The sequence below is a fragment of the Aporhodopirellula aestuarii genome, assembly GCF_023701485.1.
Classification (GTDB): domain Bacteria; phylum Planctomycetota; class Planctomycetia; order Pirellulales; family Pirellulaceae; genus Rhodopirellula; species Rhodopirellula aestuarii.
Genome location: NZ_JAMQBK010000077.1, coordinates 1 through 15,765 on the forward strand (window position 1 = coordinate 1; position 15,765 = coordinate 15,765).

Below are 15,765 nucleotides of genomic sequence, written 5' to 3' on the forward strand. Positions count from 1 at the left end.
AGTTATTTCCGAACGGCTCCATAGCAGGACTCTTAAAAGGTGGGATTTTGGCTCAATCATCAAGAATGAGCGGTTCGTCGTTTTCGGCAGGGTTCTCAAGAGCTTCGATAAGCCGCCAATCGTCTGGCGTGACTATCAAGACAACACCGCGATCAGGCAGGGCGGCCCCCACATCGACTCGTGCCGATCGGGTGGATGTCCGGATGGGCCACGCCTGAATGCGGTCAATGGTTGGATCGATGATCTGTGTAAGTGCATTCATGACCTCGTCGAGTTCCCGCCGCGTGCCGGTAAAACAAAACACGGATTTTTGCACCCGTCGGCCTACCTTCTCGAGTTCCTTGGCAATGCGTTGCAACCGTTTCGGGTCGGCGATGTCATAGCAAACCAGGAAATTCATGCTCGGATCGGGCCATCGGCTTGGGCGAGTCGGCGACATGTTGCATCTTGAGTAACGAGGTTGTGTTCCACAGACGAAGACTTGGGACGGAAGCAGCGACGAACCACCACGACCGCGATCACGATTACCGATATCCACGCTAAAAAGGTCAGTGGCAATCGCACCGCGTCGTTGATAGTTTCACCTATGGGAGCCGACAACTGCTCGACACCATCGATAAATGGATCGGGATCGGTGAGAAAAGCTGCGAGGACAGTCGCGGTAGTCAACGCACCTTTGTTACGCCAAATGAAGTCGGCGGCTTCATCACCGCGCGCAATCACTTGTTTCCACAGTAAGGGCGATTGCTCGGTTGCCGAAAAGACCCCTTCACGTGAAAGCATATCGAGGCGACGAGCATTGCGGCTGGAGACACGCGTCAGCGCATCAGCGGCTTGCACCCCGTGCCGATTGACCAAACCGACGGCAAGCTCGCCATGTTTGATGACGGCAACCGCAACGTCGTCGCCATACTGAGTGACTATCTCCATGGCGTTTGTGTTGGCAATGATGCGGTGGGCATCGTCACCATAGCGACCGTATAGCTTTCCGACCCATTCGGCCTGTTGCCCCACGATCTCGTCCGCAACGACGATCGTGCCGTCGCCAACTCGAATCGCCTCGTCGACTTCTTCCCCGCACCTTGAGACGGATCTCGGATGATGTTCCACGACCTCCCCGGCAGAACGGCTTGCGGTACCTCGAGCTCCACGGGCGAGATCGAGCAGCACATCAAGACGTCCGGCGGTTGCAATCAGTGGGAAGAGAATCTGGATTGCAAAAACAACAGTGATAAGTAACGGGTTTTTCAGGTAGGTAGCCATGATCATTGAGCTTGAGAACGGAAAAACAAAAAGGGACAGCAATCGGGAATGCTCGCAACGTACAGCGGTCATGCGGGCTCGTTATTGCTTCGCAATAGGCGATGAATTTCCTCATTGCGAGCTTCATTTCTCTGCGACGCCCATCCCTTCAGGGTCTCAAAGACACCAGGATGAATGCGGCCGGATTGGCGATCAAAAACACCAACGAGAACGGTTGATTCGAAGTCGCGCAACTCGTCGCGAATTCGCTGGATCAACTTTCCACGGGGATCCGCCCACCAATCCCATAGACGATCAACGAGATAGTCGATGATGAGCCCCGCGAGTAGCGTGATTCCGCACGAAACTACTGCTCCAGAACTCCCGGCAGCCAGAATCCCACCTCGCGTGGCGAGGGTGCGACCAAGTTGAATTGCGAGACTGGCGATCGCTTCGGATGTCGCAAACTGCACGCTGCTTCGCACCACCCCATCTGTTGTTGCCTCTTGACCGAGTGAGAACACATCCCGCGCATCTAACTCAGATCGCCCTGATCGGCAAAGGACTTCGGTGACATGTGCGGGTAGTTCCATGTCAGTCGACAGATCGACCAGCAAACGATTCTCAATGTCTTCGATCTCGTTGTGCCACTGAGAGACAGTCTGGGCGACCCCCACTCGTAAAACGTGAGGACTCAACACCGACTTACGAAAGTGGAACTTCAAATACTCACGATGCGTATGGGTTTGATTCCACGGCAAGGCGTCATAACACCAACGATATCGACTACTCCATCCGTCAACGGCATCAACGAATGAGGGAATGCCTTGGCGAGCATCGCCGAAGACCGCTCGAATGGGATCGATGACCGTTTGCGAAACGGCTTGACATGCATGATCTGCAAGATTCAGCCTTTGATTGAGACGGGCAAGTTGCTTGTTTGACCAAAGTGGTGCGTCACCCAATGCGATGTTGGTCTTTTTGACTTGAGGTGTACGGTGAGTGTCCCGTGCCCCAGAGGACATGATTGGAAACAGACGATTACTGGCTCCCGCCACACCCCCAACGGCCAATGCAATGGCTGACCGTACGCAATCGCGTCGATTGATCATCTTGGCCATTCCAGGGTGTTCTTGAAACATCTTTTTACACGCTTTTGTTCAGTGGGACATTGCTTTACCAACAAGCAAACGCCACTCAAGCAAACGTGTGACAGGACGATTCTCGAAACGGCCCAAGGGAAAACAATATCGAGACGACGAGATCGCCAACTACAGCGACAGTAGAGAGCCGACTGTATGCGCGGGATCGTGAGAGATCGCAACCACATACGCTCTCAGCTTTGGGTCATGGATACCAACGACGCCATAGCGATGAGCAACGATGTGAGCGACGGCGAACGCGACGGGCAGCGACATGGGGCCAGAAAACAGAATCATTGGCCCGCCGGTGAGTTGCAACTTCTCGACGACAGAAACGGCAGCCGGCACAATTTTGTCATTCGTCGCTGGTTCCCCGAAGGCGACTTCAACCACAAGGCGATCAGGTGTGTTTTCGACGATTTTGGCTTCGTAGAGCGACATGCCTATGCTTCCGCTTCGGGAGTCTGCTTAGCGTCGTCAGCAGCGATCGGTTGGTTCGGTATCGCCGCGGAAAAATCAATACGAGGGTCTTGGTCCCAGGGCACAACCAGTTCGTCGGGACCGGTTGTCGACATGACCTGTTCGAGTGAATCGTTTTCTAGAATCGACAGCATTGCCTTGGGATCGAATCGCCCTTTGCCATGGTACAGTCCCAAGATCCCCTGTAACTCGCCTCGAGAAAGCTGGTGTCTCGGAGGCTGGTAAGGCAAAAGCAGGCGGACGAATTGCCCCGGCGATTCGGAATCGGGACCCTGCAGAATGATTCGAATGGGTGTCAGTAAACGAGTTTCACGACGCTCGATGAAATGTTGCTTGAACAGGATTACGAGCTGAGTCAATATCACGACTAGACTCAGCATCCATTCGAAGTTGGCAAAAAAGTCAATAAGCTCCGTCATGATCTACCTTTGAATCGTGTGCCATAGGGAATGTTCGGAAACAACTTCGGCATTTCCAATTTTAGCGGAAGGGCGCGAGCGGGCTGTTGATTTATGAGCCCGCCTGATCCACTAGCCCGCAGCAGTCAAATTCGCCCAAATCCACAGCCCGCGAGCCCTCCGGAGCCACACCGGGCAGTTCGCGTCGCACCGCTAACAACGAACTTGTTTCCGAACGTGTCCATAGGGTTCCGCACTCGGTAATGATTGTTGGATCGACTGCGGTTTTTCGTCGCCGGATTTGACGCAATTTTGAGTTCTGTCGGATTGCCAAGCAGAAACCTCGCTGCAAAGGTGCTCAGTTTGTCGTAGAAACGCTCTCGCGGCAGATGCTGTGACAGGCGTTAGGCGAAATTTCGATCAAGCAGGACTCTTCTCGCAACACAGCTTGATTACGATTCCATAAAATTCGTTTCAGAAATCACAGCCAACCTTGGGTCTGTTCTCGGAGCGAGATGGGATGAACAAAGATCAAGAGCAGCCAATACAGGTTGAAGACACAAGAATGTCAGGGGCAGCGACCGGTAGTGACGTCGATCGAATCGCTCGACAAGCGGGTCAATTCAGCCGCCAACTCTCTGGCCTTCCTGCTGAGCAGGTTGAACAACGCAAAGAGCTCGAAGAAAAGATCTTCTCCGAGTTAACATTGCTCGAAGGCACTCTACAAGAACTATTTCGATCTGTGGGAAGACGGAAGGGGCTGAGCTTGGCGGATGTCGATGACGTTTGCCAACGTTTTCTTCTACAATTTACTCGAAAAATTCGCCACTTTCAGGGTGGCTGTTTTCGCGCCTGGTTAAGCCGTTGCGCCGAGAACGCGATCAAGGATTACCATCGATCTCAGAATCGTCAGCCAACGGCAACGGAGCCCTACAAACTTCGTGATTTTGACTCGGACGGTCGTTCCCTCGGTCATCACAAAGAAGACGACATGGGCGAACGCCTTCGCAATGTAGATCTCGATGTGTTGCGTAGCGAGGTGACTCAGTGGATGCACCAGAGCGGGCCGCCCCATGCGACGTGGCGCCGTTTCTTTGTTATTGCATCCGGATTGTCGTTTTGCTTGCCTGACCACCCGCAGCCGCTTTCCGGATCGAATGAGTGGCCGAGTCACGATTGTATCTGGCATGCCAATCGCTCCCTGATTGAAATGACGGAGGAATCATTTGTCGATCAACCGGCGACCGACGCCGTCACGTTGCACGATCACGAGAAAGAATTTGAGCGGCGACTCAAAGCTGTTCGTAGCACAGCCACACAAAACCTAAATCGGCACTACTGGCGATTCCTGCAATTCCCCACGGTTTGGAATTGGGTGCTGCGTTTCGTACCACCTCTGGAATTCGACCCGGATCCCGTTCCGGATGAAGACTCCATGCGCATGCTGCTCTATTTTGGAGGATGGTTGGCTTTAGATAGCCCGTTGCTTTGGCACCGTTGGTTGGATAGACACGGATTGAAGAACGCAACGAACCAGAATTACATCCGTTGCTTGGTGCCCTCGGCGGGCTTTGATCCGGCGCAAACCGCATCTGCGACGCTGCATCCCCGCTGGGTCAAACTAATCGATCAATGGTTCGAATCGGCGGCATCAGTTCCGATTCCAGAGCAAACTCGAAACGTGAAGGAAATGTTCCCTCTGCTGCAACACGCGAGTCGCATGGGGCACCTTAAAGATTTACCGGTACCCTTTCGTTCGGAGGCGATCGATGCGCCAACAGTTTAAGATGGACGCGGAAACGCGGCGAAAGATAGTCAGGAAACACGTTTGTAACAATAGCGAACCTTGGCATCGATTTGATCAAAAGTTACCCAAACGGGCCCGCACCGCAGAAGCGGGTAACGAGAAAACAAAGAGTGTGTTTCGAAAGGAGGTCGAGACGATCGTGGCAGGCGAAGCGACTGCGGCACTTCAGTGGCCTTTGTATATCGAGTTGCGAGCACACCGCTATGTTGGCGGACGACCAGACACCTCCACCGATCGTTTGTATATCGGCCCCAGTGGATTGATGATTGTGACGGTCCGTGAATCACCTGAACGAATACGATCCGCTTACTTTCCGACTCGAATTTCGAATTGGACTCAATCTTGTCGCAAACTGCTGAACATCTATTGTCGTTTTGGTTCGGCGAGCTATCGCGTGCCTGACAAATCCAATTCGCTTCAGCGGTATTCTCAATGCAGCAAACACAAAGAAGACCGACGTGTCGATCGTGTTTCGTTGCACATTGCAGAGCATTTCGGGATTCGTCGGCTTGGTGTCACACAGCGGTCACAACTTTCGTTTCCCAGGTGGCCTGAGGCCGAACAACGAGGATTTGATAAAAAAGCAAGTCCGGCGGTCGAGGCAGTTCGTATGGTTCGGACACGCAACCTAAAGCGGCCAAGAAACTTAGATTCGCCCACGCGGTAATGTGCATGTGCCTCCAGAGATTTGTTGTCCATCTGCGATCCGATAGGCGCCGGAACCGACCCCACTAACCGGGGCCTTGCGTCTTGCCGATCACCATGACATTTGGCCAAACGGACGAAATCAACAAGGCGCAAGCCACGGTTCCATCCGGTTTCTCGAGTGATCTTGATTCTTGAATACTTAATCCAACAACTTGGCTTAGCGAGCGCACACTTCAAAACGGAGTGGTCTCAATGGCGATCCCCGCTCGCTTTCATGAAGTCTGAACTTGAAATCTACGTAGCAACGTCCTATGGACCTCCCCCACCCAATCGATGAACGCCGGGGACTGAGTGACCGTGTTATGTCGGCGGCCACTTATCCGCCGCTCATTGCATGGCAGGATGGAAAAACGGTAGAGGGGATTACCGGAGCTTTCGAACTGCTCGCCGCGATGGGTCAGTTCCCGCTCTTTGGTGTTCCGTCGGAGTTGCCCATTGTGGACGCTGTTCTAGAGCCGTCTATGTTGGATTTGGCTCTTCGAGAAGCGATCGAATCGGTCGAATCCGCGCAACAGAGTTTAAAAGAGATTGAATCTGCAATCGCTACCACGACGTCTGAATTTGAAGAGGATCATCTACTCGTCACCACTTTGGAACATCGTGTCGATTGGCAGGCTGCGAGCGTCGCTGCCGACCGCATGCTCGATGATTTGGAGGGCGAGGCACCCGAGTCGCTCGGCGAAGACGATGAAGTCGAGCCCGTCACTCGGCAACGCCTTGAGGTTTTGCGTGACCGCGTCGAAACGTTCGACGAAACGATCGATCTGTTGATTGACGTATTTGCTCCGGTTGCAAGGACCTACTGGCTCGACAACCTGATGAGTGACCTTGATCTGACTGTGTGGTGGGACCGGCCAAGTTATCTCGATGGAACGTTGGAAGCGACGTGGGAACGTCTGCAGAACATGCAAGAAGTCTTGGCGATGTCGAATAGCCAGACTGAAGCCGTCGCGCATGAGACCCCAACAGATGACGAACCGTATCTTCGCTTGGCATCGACGGACGAACAGAATGAGGTATCGGACTCAAATCAGTTTGCACTCGCCGCGGATGACTCAGAAATCGAGTTTGAGATCGCCCATGAGTTCGCGGTCACACTCGATGATGCCAACCTGGTTATTACGGTCGAGCTGTCAAAGTCGGTTCAGGGATCGCACATCGACCAGATCGCCGACACCGATCCGGTTCGGCTAGCACTCGATGCCACGGTGCCCGTACAACCAGACAATGTCTCAGAAACAGGACTCCTCGAGCGGGAGTATCACTTGCGTTGGGGGACGTTTGGTCACAGCGTTTTGGTCCGCCGCAAGATACCCGCGCAGCCCACCACCAGCGCAACGCTAATTGGCTCGGTGACGCTTTCGTTTTCTGATATCCGGATGTTGCTATCCGCTTCGAATCGACGCTTTTTCGTCAGACGACAGCGCTGAATCGCATGACCAACTCCTCGAGCAGCATCTCATGGAATACGGTTCGACAATCGTTGCAGCAAGATTGGCGATCACTCGGACGTCGAGAACGTCGACGGTTTGAACGCCTGCGTCACGTTCTGCCTTGGCTCGCTGATCCAAGCATCTGGTCGGACTCTGACTTCGTAGAAGACGTCAAGTGGAAACGTCCGGCCGCCATGCTAAGAGTGGCCACGGGACTGGCGAGCGTTCCCGTCGTGATGAATCAGATGCGTCAGTTGGAATCAGCCTCCGATGCCGCCGTGTTGCCACTGCGTTGGACGACGAGCCCTCACCACCACGCCGGAGTGCCTGCTCCTATCGTTCAGATCGCAGAACGCATTCGCGATCGCTTCGAGGAGGATCCCGAAACGTCATCTCGTCTGAACGGTCAGGATCTCGATGCCTTTCACCTGCAGTGGTCACCTGAGGGGTGGGAAGATGTCGACTTTCGCGACGTTGACATCTCAGCAGAGTCCGCCGCCGCTGCGTTGATGATCGGCCTGGCTTCCGCGATCGAGCGGGTACCGATGGAGAACGTTTTTATCGCGAGCGGTTCTCTAAGCGATCGTTCAGTCGATGGTCATTCGACCCAGACCTGGACAGCCGAAGGCATCGAAAGGAAATGCCGTTATGCGTTAGACATTGGGTTTCAACGATTTGCGTTACCCGAAAATGGCATTGCCGTCTTCGATCGAACAGCAGGGTCCAAAGATCAAACCATTCCATCCGATTCTCTGCTTCGGCTTCCCATCGAGCCAATTACTCAATCAGCCGGGGTATGGCCGCCACTTGATTCCCTGAAAGTCCTTACCGGCGCACCACCGAACCGTGCTTCCCGCAGAGAGGATCGTGTCGCGTGGTACCATTCGCTGACTTCGGCACATGCGGCCGAAGCATTCTATGCCGATTGCCTCTTGCAGGATGTGGCTGATCACCTACGTCAGTGCATTGGGAAGTTTGGTGACAACGCCCAGGCGGGATCGATCTGCGGTGTCTACAGCCACGCGATCGGATTGCTGCCGCTGTTTGTTGCGGTACATCGTCCGCTGCATCTGCACGTCTTGATTGGTCAGGATGTACCACCTGGCAAACGGGATGAATTTCGAAGACGTGTGGAATCAATCTGCCAACGGGTCGAAGTCCGGTTCCATGACGTTCCTACAGACGATCCGATCGGATCGATCGAGGAAGTGGTGGCTAACCTGGACCGACAGCAGCCGGTGATTCTCGAGGCGTTGCCAGGCTATCGAAATTGGTCACTCGCGATGGTATTGGCAGCTCGCCCGGGTGACCGCATTTTGAATTGGCAAAGTGAAACGAGAGGTCATTCGCGGCGTGCCGAGCCATTCAGCCTGAAACCGACGCTTTGGCGAGCCAACGAGCAGGGACGTCCCGAGAGAATCATCCCTGGCTAACGGCGCCCCACACCGAAGACAGCAACTTGCGACGGAGAGAAAACTTGCTTCAGACAAAAATTCCTCAGACATCTACGCCGACAATGGGTATCCCAATCGAGGTGATCGAGTCCGAGCTCGTGTTCCTGGATGAAGGTCGCATGCCCGCTTGGCCCGGTCCGATTGTTCGTGGAACCATGTTGCGTCCGCTGCGCAATCGCCTGTGCGTGCTTGAGCAGGACATGCCTGATTACTGCCGCGGTTGCCAATTCAATGCCACGTGTCGATACGGGCGAGTGCTCGAACCGGATCGACTCATGATTGACGGACACGTGCGGATGGGATGCCGCGATGGCGTTCGCGGCCTGACTTTTGGCACCGGAAGGCTTGATTCGCCTGGGGGTCGCGTGCAACCTGGAAATCGATTGCCCGTACGCTTTCTGTTTGTTGGTCGCGCGGCAATCGATTTGAAGATGACCGTCTTCGAGACACTGCGCGATGTTTCGCAAACCGCGACGTTGGGTGCTGATCACATTCGCTTCGGAGTGGACCGCAATAGCATACGTCGCGATTCGATGAACATTATCCCTGATGGATTCGAGGTGTCACCGTCGCAAAGGGACGAGCGGGTGTCTCTTCGGTTACGGCTTCACAGTCCGCTGTGCCTCAAATCCCGTTCTGGACAGCCGCGACGCGAGACCAGCCGATCATCTTCACGTGATTTTTCGCATCGTCGACGGTACGGGAGTGACGCGGCATCGATCGTGACCGTACCTCGGCTTATCCGCGAATCGTTGCGAATCGTCCGTCGGGTCTTCGACGAGATCGATCCTGACGTCAAATGGAATGACACTGCGATGTTCCTCGACGAATGCTTGACACTTGCCGAGCGGAGCGAAATCGACGTTTCCGGATTGCGAGCAACGCGACAAACTCGAGGCAGCGCGAGAAAAAAAGCGAGGTGGGAATTAGCCGGGTGGATCGGCGAGGCGACCCTGCACGACGTCCCAGTGATCGCGATCCCTTGGCTAATTTGGGCAGGGGTGTTGGGCGTTGGCGACAGTCGCAATTGTGGTGCAGGCTTGTGGACAATCACGCAACTCGAAATGAATCAGAACTAGCTACCACTGGCTAATGGTGCGTCAGTATCTAGTTTTAAAGTAGTGGACGAGGTTACGAGNNNNCTCGTAACCTCGTCCACTACAATCAATCGTCTTCCTGATCATGTCGCACCACTAGCCCGGATGATTCATCAAAATGGCAAGACGTATCAAGTAAATGCTGACTCCGGCGGAACTTCGGTCGCAAATCACGAGCTTGGTGACAGGCAGAGTGTTTCACACTCTGGGACAACATTGATACGAATACGGCAAGGCTAAAGAGCTTGTTACCGGCCTAGATGATTAATCTGGGCCACCGATCGCTGTCAGGGCGACAAAGATTCCTTCTCCGGGATTCTAGATGGCTCCGTTTCGTCTTCCCTTAAATTTTGCGAAGCGATCGCTACCGAAATCGCTGTCCCCACCGTATACGATAAGATCGCTGCCGCAGCAATCATCCCGAAGGGAGGAATTCCTGTTGCGATGATCGCCGCAGGTCCCAGAGAAATAGCGATACGTCCAGTCATGTTCACGCTCCGACATGCAGTGAGGTTGGTCTTATTGGTTTCACTACATTGACGATACAAGCGGCCTACTGGTGACAGACTCCCGATCGCGGGAGGCATAGGAAACATGCCGGGCAAGAACGGGCGCGCCGCCTGAGACCAGGATTTTTTGTGAATGATCTCAACAAAATACCGTGATCGTGGGGCGGAATTCAGACAAACCATGGACCTGCAGACCCCGCCCATCCGGGTGGAAAAACCCGTTCATCTCTGCAACTTTCGTAAGTTGTTGGCTATGCGAACTTTACGTCTACAAAAAGGCATTCAATCGGCGTCCGCGACAAAGCTTTTGTTTGACAATTTTCGGAAGCTCTGCAAAAATCGTCGTAAGTCATTAGGTGACCAACACTTCTGCGAGGGTGAGTGACAGTGACATCGGCCAATAACAGGCCATTGAAACCAAGATTTTCGAATGAGCGGAAGCGTTTCAAAGGGGAAGTGACAGTGACATCGGCCAATAACAGGCCATTGAAACGCCAATCAATAAATTTGACGTTAGCATTACACTCCCCGTGACAGTGACATCGGCCAATAACAGGCCATTGAAACAACCGCTGCGGCGTAGAACATGAAACGCGCATGGTCGGTAAGTGACAGTGACATCGGCCAATAACAGGCCATTGAAACGCTTAGCGTAACGCTCGAGCAATTGAGCCGCGACTCCTGGTGACAGTGACATCGGCCAATAACAGGCCATTGAAACCGAGCAGTTGCTGAACGAGGATCGTTTCGCCGTGTGACAGTGACATCGGCCAATAACAGGCCATTGAAACTGATAACGCTCGGTATCTGCAGGTCGAGGGTCTTGGGTGACAGTGACATCGGCCAATAACAGGCCATTGAAACTTCCAGTTCTGAAATCCGTTTGGCGTCGAATCCAAGTGACAGTGACATCGGCCAATAACAGGCCATTGAAACTTTTTTGACGGACTTTGGCTCCTCTAGCTCCTCAGTTTGTGACAGTGACATCGGCCAATAACAGGCCATTGAAACGCTAAATGCTTTCTCTTCGTCGATCTCTGTCCATTCGGGTGACAGTGACATCGGCCAATAACAGGCCATTGAAACGAATTTGGGTCAAGGGTGATGTGGATTTGGTGAGGTGACAGTGACATCGGCCAATAACAGGTCATTGAAACATGATCGGACGGACACGCGACTGGATTTCCAGCATGACGGTCACAGTGACATCGGCCAATAACAGGCCATTGAAACCCGAGGTTTCCTCGTAAACCTCCCTACACTCCGATCCTTCCGTCACAGTGACATCGACCAGTAATAAGTTATTGACACCCAGTGGTGTACGCTGGAGCCCAGTCCTATCCCGGACGATTCTTATAGGCCGGTAGCAAGGTCGCTAGCCTTGCCGTATTCGCGTCAATGCTGTCCAAGAGTTAAAACACTCTGCATTTCGCCCTCCCTGGTGATTGGCGACCGAAGTTCCGGCGGGGCCAGCATTGACTCGATACGGCCTCCCATCGTGGTGAAACACCAGGCTAACCCTGCTCGGATCCGGATGCCTGCAATCGTCTCTTACCTTCGGTGAGCATCTCAAGCACACAGCCATCCAATCGGTCGTTCACACCCAACAGCCCCTAAACAACTTTTTCGGCCCAATCAAAATACTCACGCTGTCTCCCGAGACTCCAGTCCGTCGGCGGGTCCGTCAGGATCGATGCCAGATTGCGCGTTTTGTCGGCAAGCTTGACGCATTTGGCCTCAGGTGACTTGTGGGGAGCGTTGACAATCTGCAGACGTTTGCGTTCCGACTTTTCAAGACTTGCGTCGTCGGTGCATTCTTCCACGATCGCTGCAACACGTGAACCAAAACCGGTTGCAATCTCCTCCAACGTTGTTTCCGTGTCTTCAACGGTGTCATGCAGAAGTGCAGCAACCAAGACTTCTTCGTCAGTAATTTGGCCAACCCTTGCTAGATGCTCCGCGACTTCAATCGGGTGATTGATATAGGGCGTTGCCTCCGCGTTCTTTCGGCGTTGTCGGGAGTGCTTTTCAGCGGCAAACTTGACCGCCTACAACATTTTTTCCATGGTCATTCAGATTACTACAGTTCAAACATCATCAGATGCCTACGGGCGTGGTCTCTGTAATCATACGTCTTGTGCAAACGGATGTCCTCCCCGTTTGCCGCAGTCACCCCAGGTTCATCGCCCAACCTTGGAGGCGTAGATCAATCGACGAACGACGCCAACACGACCCTCGTGCGTGAGAGCATGACAACGATTAACAGGCTGATGAGGCGGTCTCGAGCGTCCGTTGTTTTGCACAAAACAATGGGCAATCATCGAATCCGCGCAGCGTGAAGAATGAGATCGTTGATGCATCCGTTACGGACGTATTGGACAATCGAGTGGCCTGTCTTGGCATACCAAGACAGTTCGGCTTCTCCCCTATCGATCAAACGCTGAGCAACCAATTGATTCTCTCGATGCCCGCAAACTCGATCCTCTCGCCCGGCATAAAGTTGTAGCTTTGATTGCCAATGATCGGGACAACGGAATGTGCCGGCCAAGCCATCCCAAGCGATCGCCGCACCCCCGAAGCAACCCTGGCGATCGTGGACTCCGTTAAACGCCAACGGTGCGCCACCTGAGAAAGAACTGAGGAAGATGGGCGCGTTATGCCAATGCGACAACAATTCAGTCCACACATGCGCCGTCCATGCTTGCAACGCCTCTGGGAATTCACCAAAGCGAGCAAACGGGACGTCGTAAGGAGCAGTGATGTAGATGAGCGTTGTCGGGATGGATCGGATCGGCGAAGCCGCAAAAATGCTATCGAAGCACGTCACAACACTCTTTGAGCGTCGAGCGTATTCCGCTTGGTCGATTCCGGAACCACCGAACATCACGATTACGAAGCGAGGCTCAGACGAAATCTCGAAGACATCCAAATGCGCTTCGCGATCCAAGATAACGCTATTGATCAATTTCTTCTTTGCATTCATATGTTCCCCCTCGCTACACCGGCGGTTTTCCGTGTTGAAACCACTCGCAACACCATCCATTCTACCTCGATGACATTGTCAAAGAGCGATTCACGACGGCACCCCTATTCGCGCCGCCTGCGATCGAGAGCAACCCTTCAGCGCTAAGCAACGTTTCCAGCGAGAAATTTGACATCAACGGTCCGCGTGTCGGGAAAAACGAAGAGTGCTGTTCTCGTGTGACAGGATAAGAACAGGCAGATCGATAGCAGGAGCGTAGTCTCTTGCGTTCATTGCTATTGATGTGTGCCGACTGCAAGAGACGCGAGATACTCGCTTGAAACTCGCATGCGTCTCGATTTCGTAAAGATCTCGAACAGGGTGCGACTCGGCGAACACATCGATGACAAGAACAAATCAGGCCAACTGAATAATCTTTTGCAGATACTCCGACCGCTTCAGCTAAAATAAGACGGCGAGTTTCGATGGAAAGATCGGTATATACTCGACACGAATATCATTCGTATTGCCTCGTTTGCTGGCTCTCAAATGCCAGAAACTGACCGTCAAGTTGCATACAGACTCAACCCCAATCGACTTCAATGGCTGCCTACTTTGAACTCCAGTACAGTTGGGAACGCAAAATCGGTGGCGTGTGGGAACGATTTGATCCGGGCGAGGCTGCCAGCCTGGACCTTTACAAACACGAGGAACGCAATCAGTCAGTGGATACGCTGTGGTTCCACGTTGTCAAAGAAATTGAAGGCCAATTTTGTTTCCGATATCGTGACATGAAGCCACCGGGACTTCCGGATGACATTTCGAGCGAAAGTCGCCGTTTGATCGAAGGTGAAGCGTTCTACTCCTTGGAGGAGGCTCTACCGATGGTGCGTGGTTTTGGTTGGTTTGATCGAGAGGAACTGCTGTTACACGATTGGACGCGAGTCGATGGCTGCCGAAAAAAATGGCAGCAAGAATGGATTGCAGATTTTCTCGCAGAACTCAAGATGATCGAGCCGACGGCACCCGTGCGAGTGATCTATTGGCTGCGATGGAATGACTAACTGAGCTGTTCGGAAGGGCACAGCGGCAAGAGCCCGTTATCGACGGTGACTTTCCACAGCAGTGGGGTAAGGTTGGTAACCGGGATAGCGCGGCGGGTCCGAACGGAGGTATCCTGCCACCAACAGAGTACTCGATCAGATTGACGCGCCGATTGCAGCATCGCCATCTGCATCGCACGGCGACCGGGAGTGACATCGATCAAAATATCACCCTGGCCCCGAGTGATTCCGGCGACCACGCGGCTAATATCCTGTAGCGAAGCAGCAGAGTCTCGGACGGCATGTGGCACCGGCCTGAACCCCAATTTGGCAAGGTGCAGTGCAACCCTTTCATAGCGTGATCGCATACTACCCGTTTCCCCACCGGTGAAAATCAGATGGCAGGTATGTGGACGAAACACCTTGGCTGCAAGAATAGCCAATTCATCGGAGTTGCTAACGATCGACACCATTTCAGTTGGCCTCCAAGCAGACTGCCCGTTGTTCGCCAGAACAGTGCAGGCCGACTCGACTGCCGAATCAAGTAGATGGGTCTCGTAAAACTCCCGTGCCTTTTGATTGGAGTGGATAGAGTCGTACCAAGCTTCGCGTCGGGCGAGGGGCGATCGCGGATCAGGTTGATGCCCGGCAATTTCGCATGCCGCTTCCGTACCTTGATACGGGTCTGAATGATCAAGCAGAGAGCACTGTTGAATGGAGCCGCCAGCGGACGTCTGAGGCAACCCGGTCAACGTTCTCGTCAGCACCGGCTCGCTCGATTTGGGAACCGCAAAACGCCGGAACCCCAGCCGGAATGCGGTTGTAATCTTCTTCCCCAAAGTGTCGTTATTGACCCTCCAAGATCCACCGTGATACTCGCCCGTGGCAAAAAAGTCGGACGCCAAAGGGATCGCGCAGAGCGCCGATCGAAGTGCAACGGTCAACGGCGCAAAGGCGGAGTCCGCAGTTAATGGCAGGTCATGAAACTCAACCCCTTCCCATTCAGGGTGGGCCCAGTCGATACACCATGGCTGATCCAGCATCTCTTTCAGATCAGAAGCACTCGAAGCCGTTCGCATTTCGCCCAAAACGAGTTGCCCACATCGAACGAGCGATTGCGGCAGTCGATTCTTCTCCTGTGGGTCGAGACACCACTTCACCGGTAATATTGCGGCATCGTCAGCAAACGGAAACTTCGCGGTCCGATGCAAAAACACGCCGACTCCACAAACGCCTGGCTGCACCGGCATTTGCGGAAGCGCAGACCACGCCTTGCTCAAATTTGAGTTTTCACGAAGCTCGTCCCAACCCTCCGGGCGAACAAACCATTGAAGCACAGCGGACTGTTCAGCCACTCGGTTTAAATCAGAACGAGCGCATGTGAGCGGAAGGGCCAGCAACTCCAACAGCAATCGGCTATTCACTCACGTTCTCCTAGGGGTGCGACAAAATCAGGAGGTACGGCTAATCGTAGTGGACGAGGTTACGAG

At 53.6% G+C, this 15,765-nt stretch carries 12 protein-coding genes, 1 pseudogene and 1 CRISPR repeat array; of the genes and pseudogenes, 5 read left to right on the plus strand and 8 right to left on the minus strand.

The genetic code is table 11. The features are described 5' to 3' along the window. Window positions 1-52 precede the first annotated feature (52 nt). The 5 genes from cas2 to NB063_RS25570 form a co-directional block, all read right to left on the minus strand. A complete protein-coding gene (gene cas2, locus NB063_RS25550; RefSeq protein ID WP_250931870.1) occupies window positions 53-400 on the minus strand; it encodes a CRISPR-associated endonuclease Cas2 in 348 nt (115 codons plus the stop codon). Next, on the minus strand, window positions 397-1,263 hold the full coding sequence (locus tag NB063_RS25555) for a hypothetical protein (RefSeq protein ID WP_250931871.1): 867 nt from the start codon (window positions 1,261-1,263) through the stop codon (window positions 397-399). Before NB063_RS25555 ends, cas2 begins: the two co-directional genes overlap by 4 nt. 68 nt (window positions 1,264-1,331) lie before the next feature. Further along, complete coding sequence (locus NB063_RS25560; protein ID WP_250931872.1) at window positions 1,332-2,363, minus strand: hypothetical protein; 1,032 nt, start codon at window positions 2,361-2,363, stop codon at window positions 1,332-1,334. Between the two features lie 150 nt (window positions 2,364-2,513). Further along, window positions 2,514-2,825: a hypothetical protein gene (locus tag NB063_RS25565; protein WP_250931873.1), complete on the minus strand. Its 312-nt coding sequence runs from the start codon at window positions 2,823-2,825 to the stop codon at window positions 2,514-2,516. Window positions 2,826-2,827: 2 nt separating this feature from the next. Then, complete coding sequence (locus NB063_RS25570) at window positions 2,828-3,283, minus strand: hypothetical protein (protein ID WP_250931874.1); 456 nt, start codon at window positions 3,281-3,283, stop codon at window positions 2,828-2,830. A 499-nt stretch (window positions 3,284-3,782) separates the two neighbouring features. Between NB063_RS25570 and NB063_RS25575 the strand changes: the two genes are divergently transcribed. The 4 genes from NB063_RS25575 (at window position 3,783) to NB063_RS25590 (ending at window position 9,743) form a co-directional block, all read left to right on the plus strand. Beyond that, entirely contained in the window at window positions 3,783-5,048 is a 1,266-nt protein-coding gene (locus NB063_RS25575) for an RNA polymerase sigma factor (protein WP_250931875.1), read from the plus strand. A 980-nt stretch (window positions 5,049-6,028) separates the two neighbouring features. Continuing rightward, complete coding sequence (locus tag NB063_RS25580) at window positions 6,029-7,207, plus strand: hypothetical protein (RefSeq protein ID WP_250931876.1); 1,179 nt, start codon at window positions 6,029-6,031, stop codon at window positions 7,205-7,207. 5 nt (window positions 7,208-7,212) lie between these two features. Further along, entirely contained in the window at window positions 7,213-8,643 is a 1,431-nt protein-coding gene (locus tag NB063_RS25585; protein WP_250931877.1) for a hypothetical protein, read from the plus strand. Window positions 8,644-8,726: 83 nt separating this feature from the next. Further along, window positions 8,727-9,743: a hypothetical protein gene (locus tag NB063_RS25590; protein ID WP_250931878.1), complete on the plus strand. Its 1,017-nt coding sequence runs from the start codon at window positions 8,727-8,729 to the stop codon at window positions 9,741-9,743. A 908-nt stretch (window positions 9,744-10,651) separates the two neighbouring features. Further along, window positions 10,652-11,503: a CRISPR direct-repeat array (repeat unit 37 nt; unit sequence GTGACAGTGACATCGGCCAATAACAGGCCATTGAAAC). A 380-nt stretch (window positions 11,504-11,883) separates the two neighbouring features. Here NB063_RS25590 and NB063_RS25595 read toward each other — a convergent pair. Next, window positions 11,884-12,306, minus strand: a pseudogene (locus NB063_RS25595) (HD domain-containing protein); the annotation flags it as partial. A gap of 281 nt (window positions 12,307-12,587) precedes the next feature. Continuing rightward, entirely contained in the window at window positions 12,588-13,253 is a 666-nt protein-coding gene (locus tag NB063_RS25600; RefSeq protein ID WP_250931879.1) for a hypothetical protein, read from the minus strand. Window positions 13,254-13,834: 581 nt separating this feature from the next. On the opposite strand from NB063_RS25600, the gene NB063_RS25605 reads away from it, so the two are divergent. Then, window positions 13,835-14,296, plus strand: a complete 462-nt coding sequence (locus NB063_RS25605) for a hypothetical protein (RefSeq protein WP_250931880.1) — start codon at window positions 13,835-13,837, stop codon at window positions 14,294-14,296. Here the strand turns inward: NB063_RS25605 and NB063_RS25610 are convergent. After that, a complete protein-coding gene (locus NB063_RS25610; RefSeq protein ID WP_250931881.1) occupies window positions 14,293-15,699 on the minus strand; it encodes a hypothetical protein in 1,407 nt (468 codons plus the stop codon). The genes NB063_RS25605 and NB063_RS25610 overlap by 4 nt on opposite strands. Window positions 15,700-15,765: the final 66 nt, after the last annotated feature.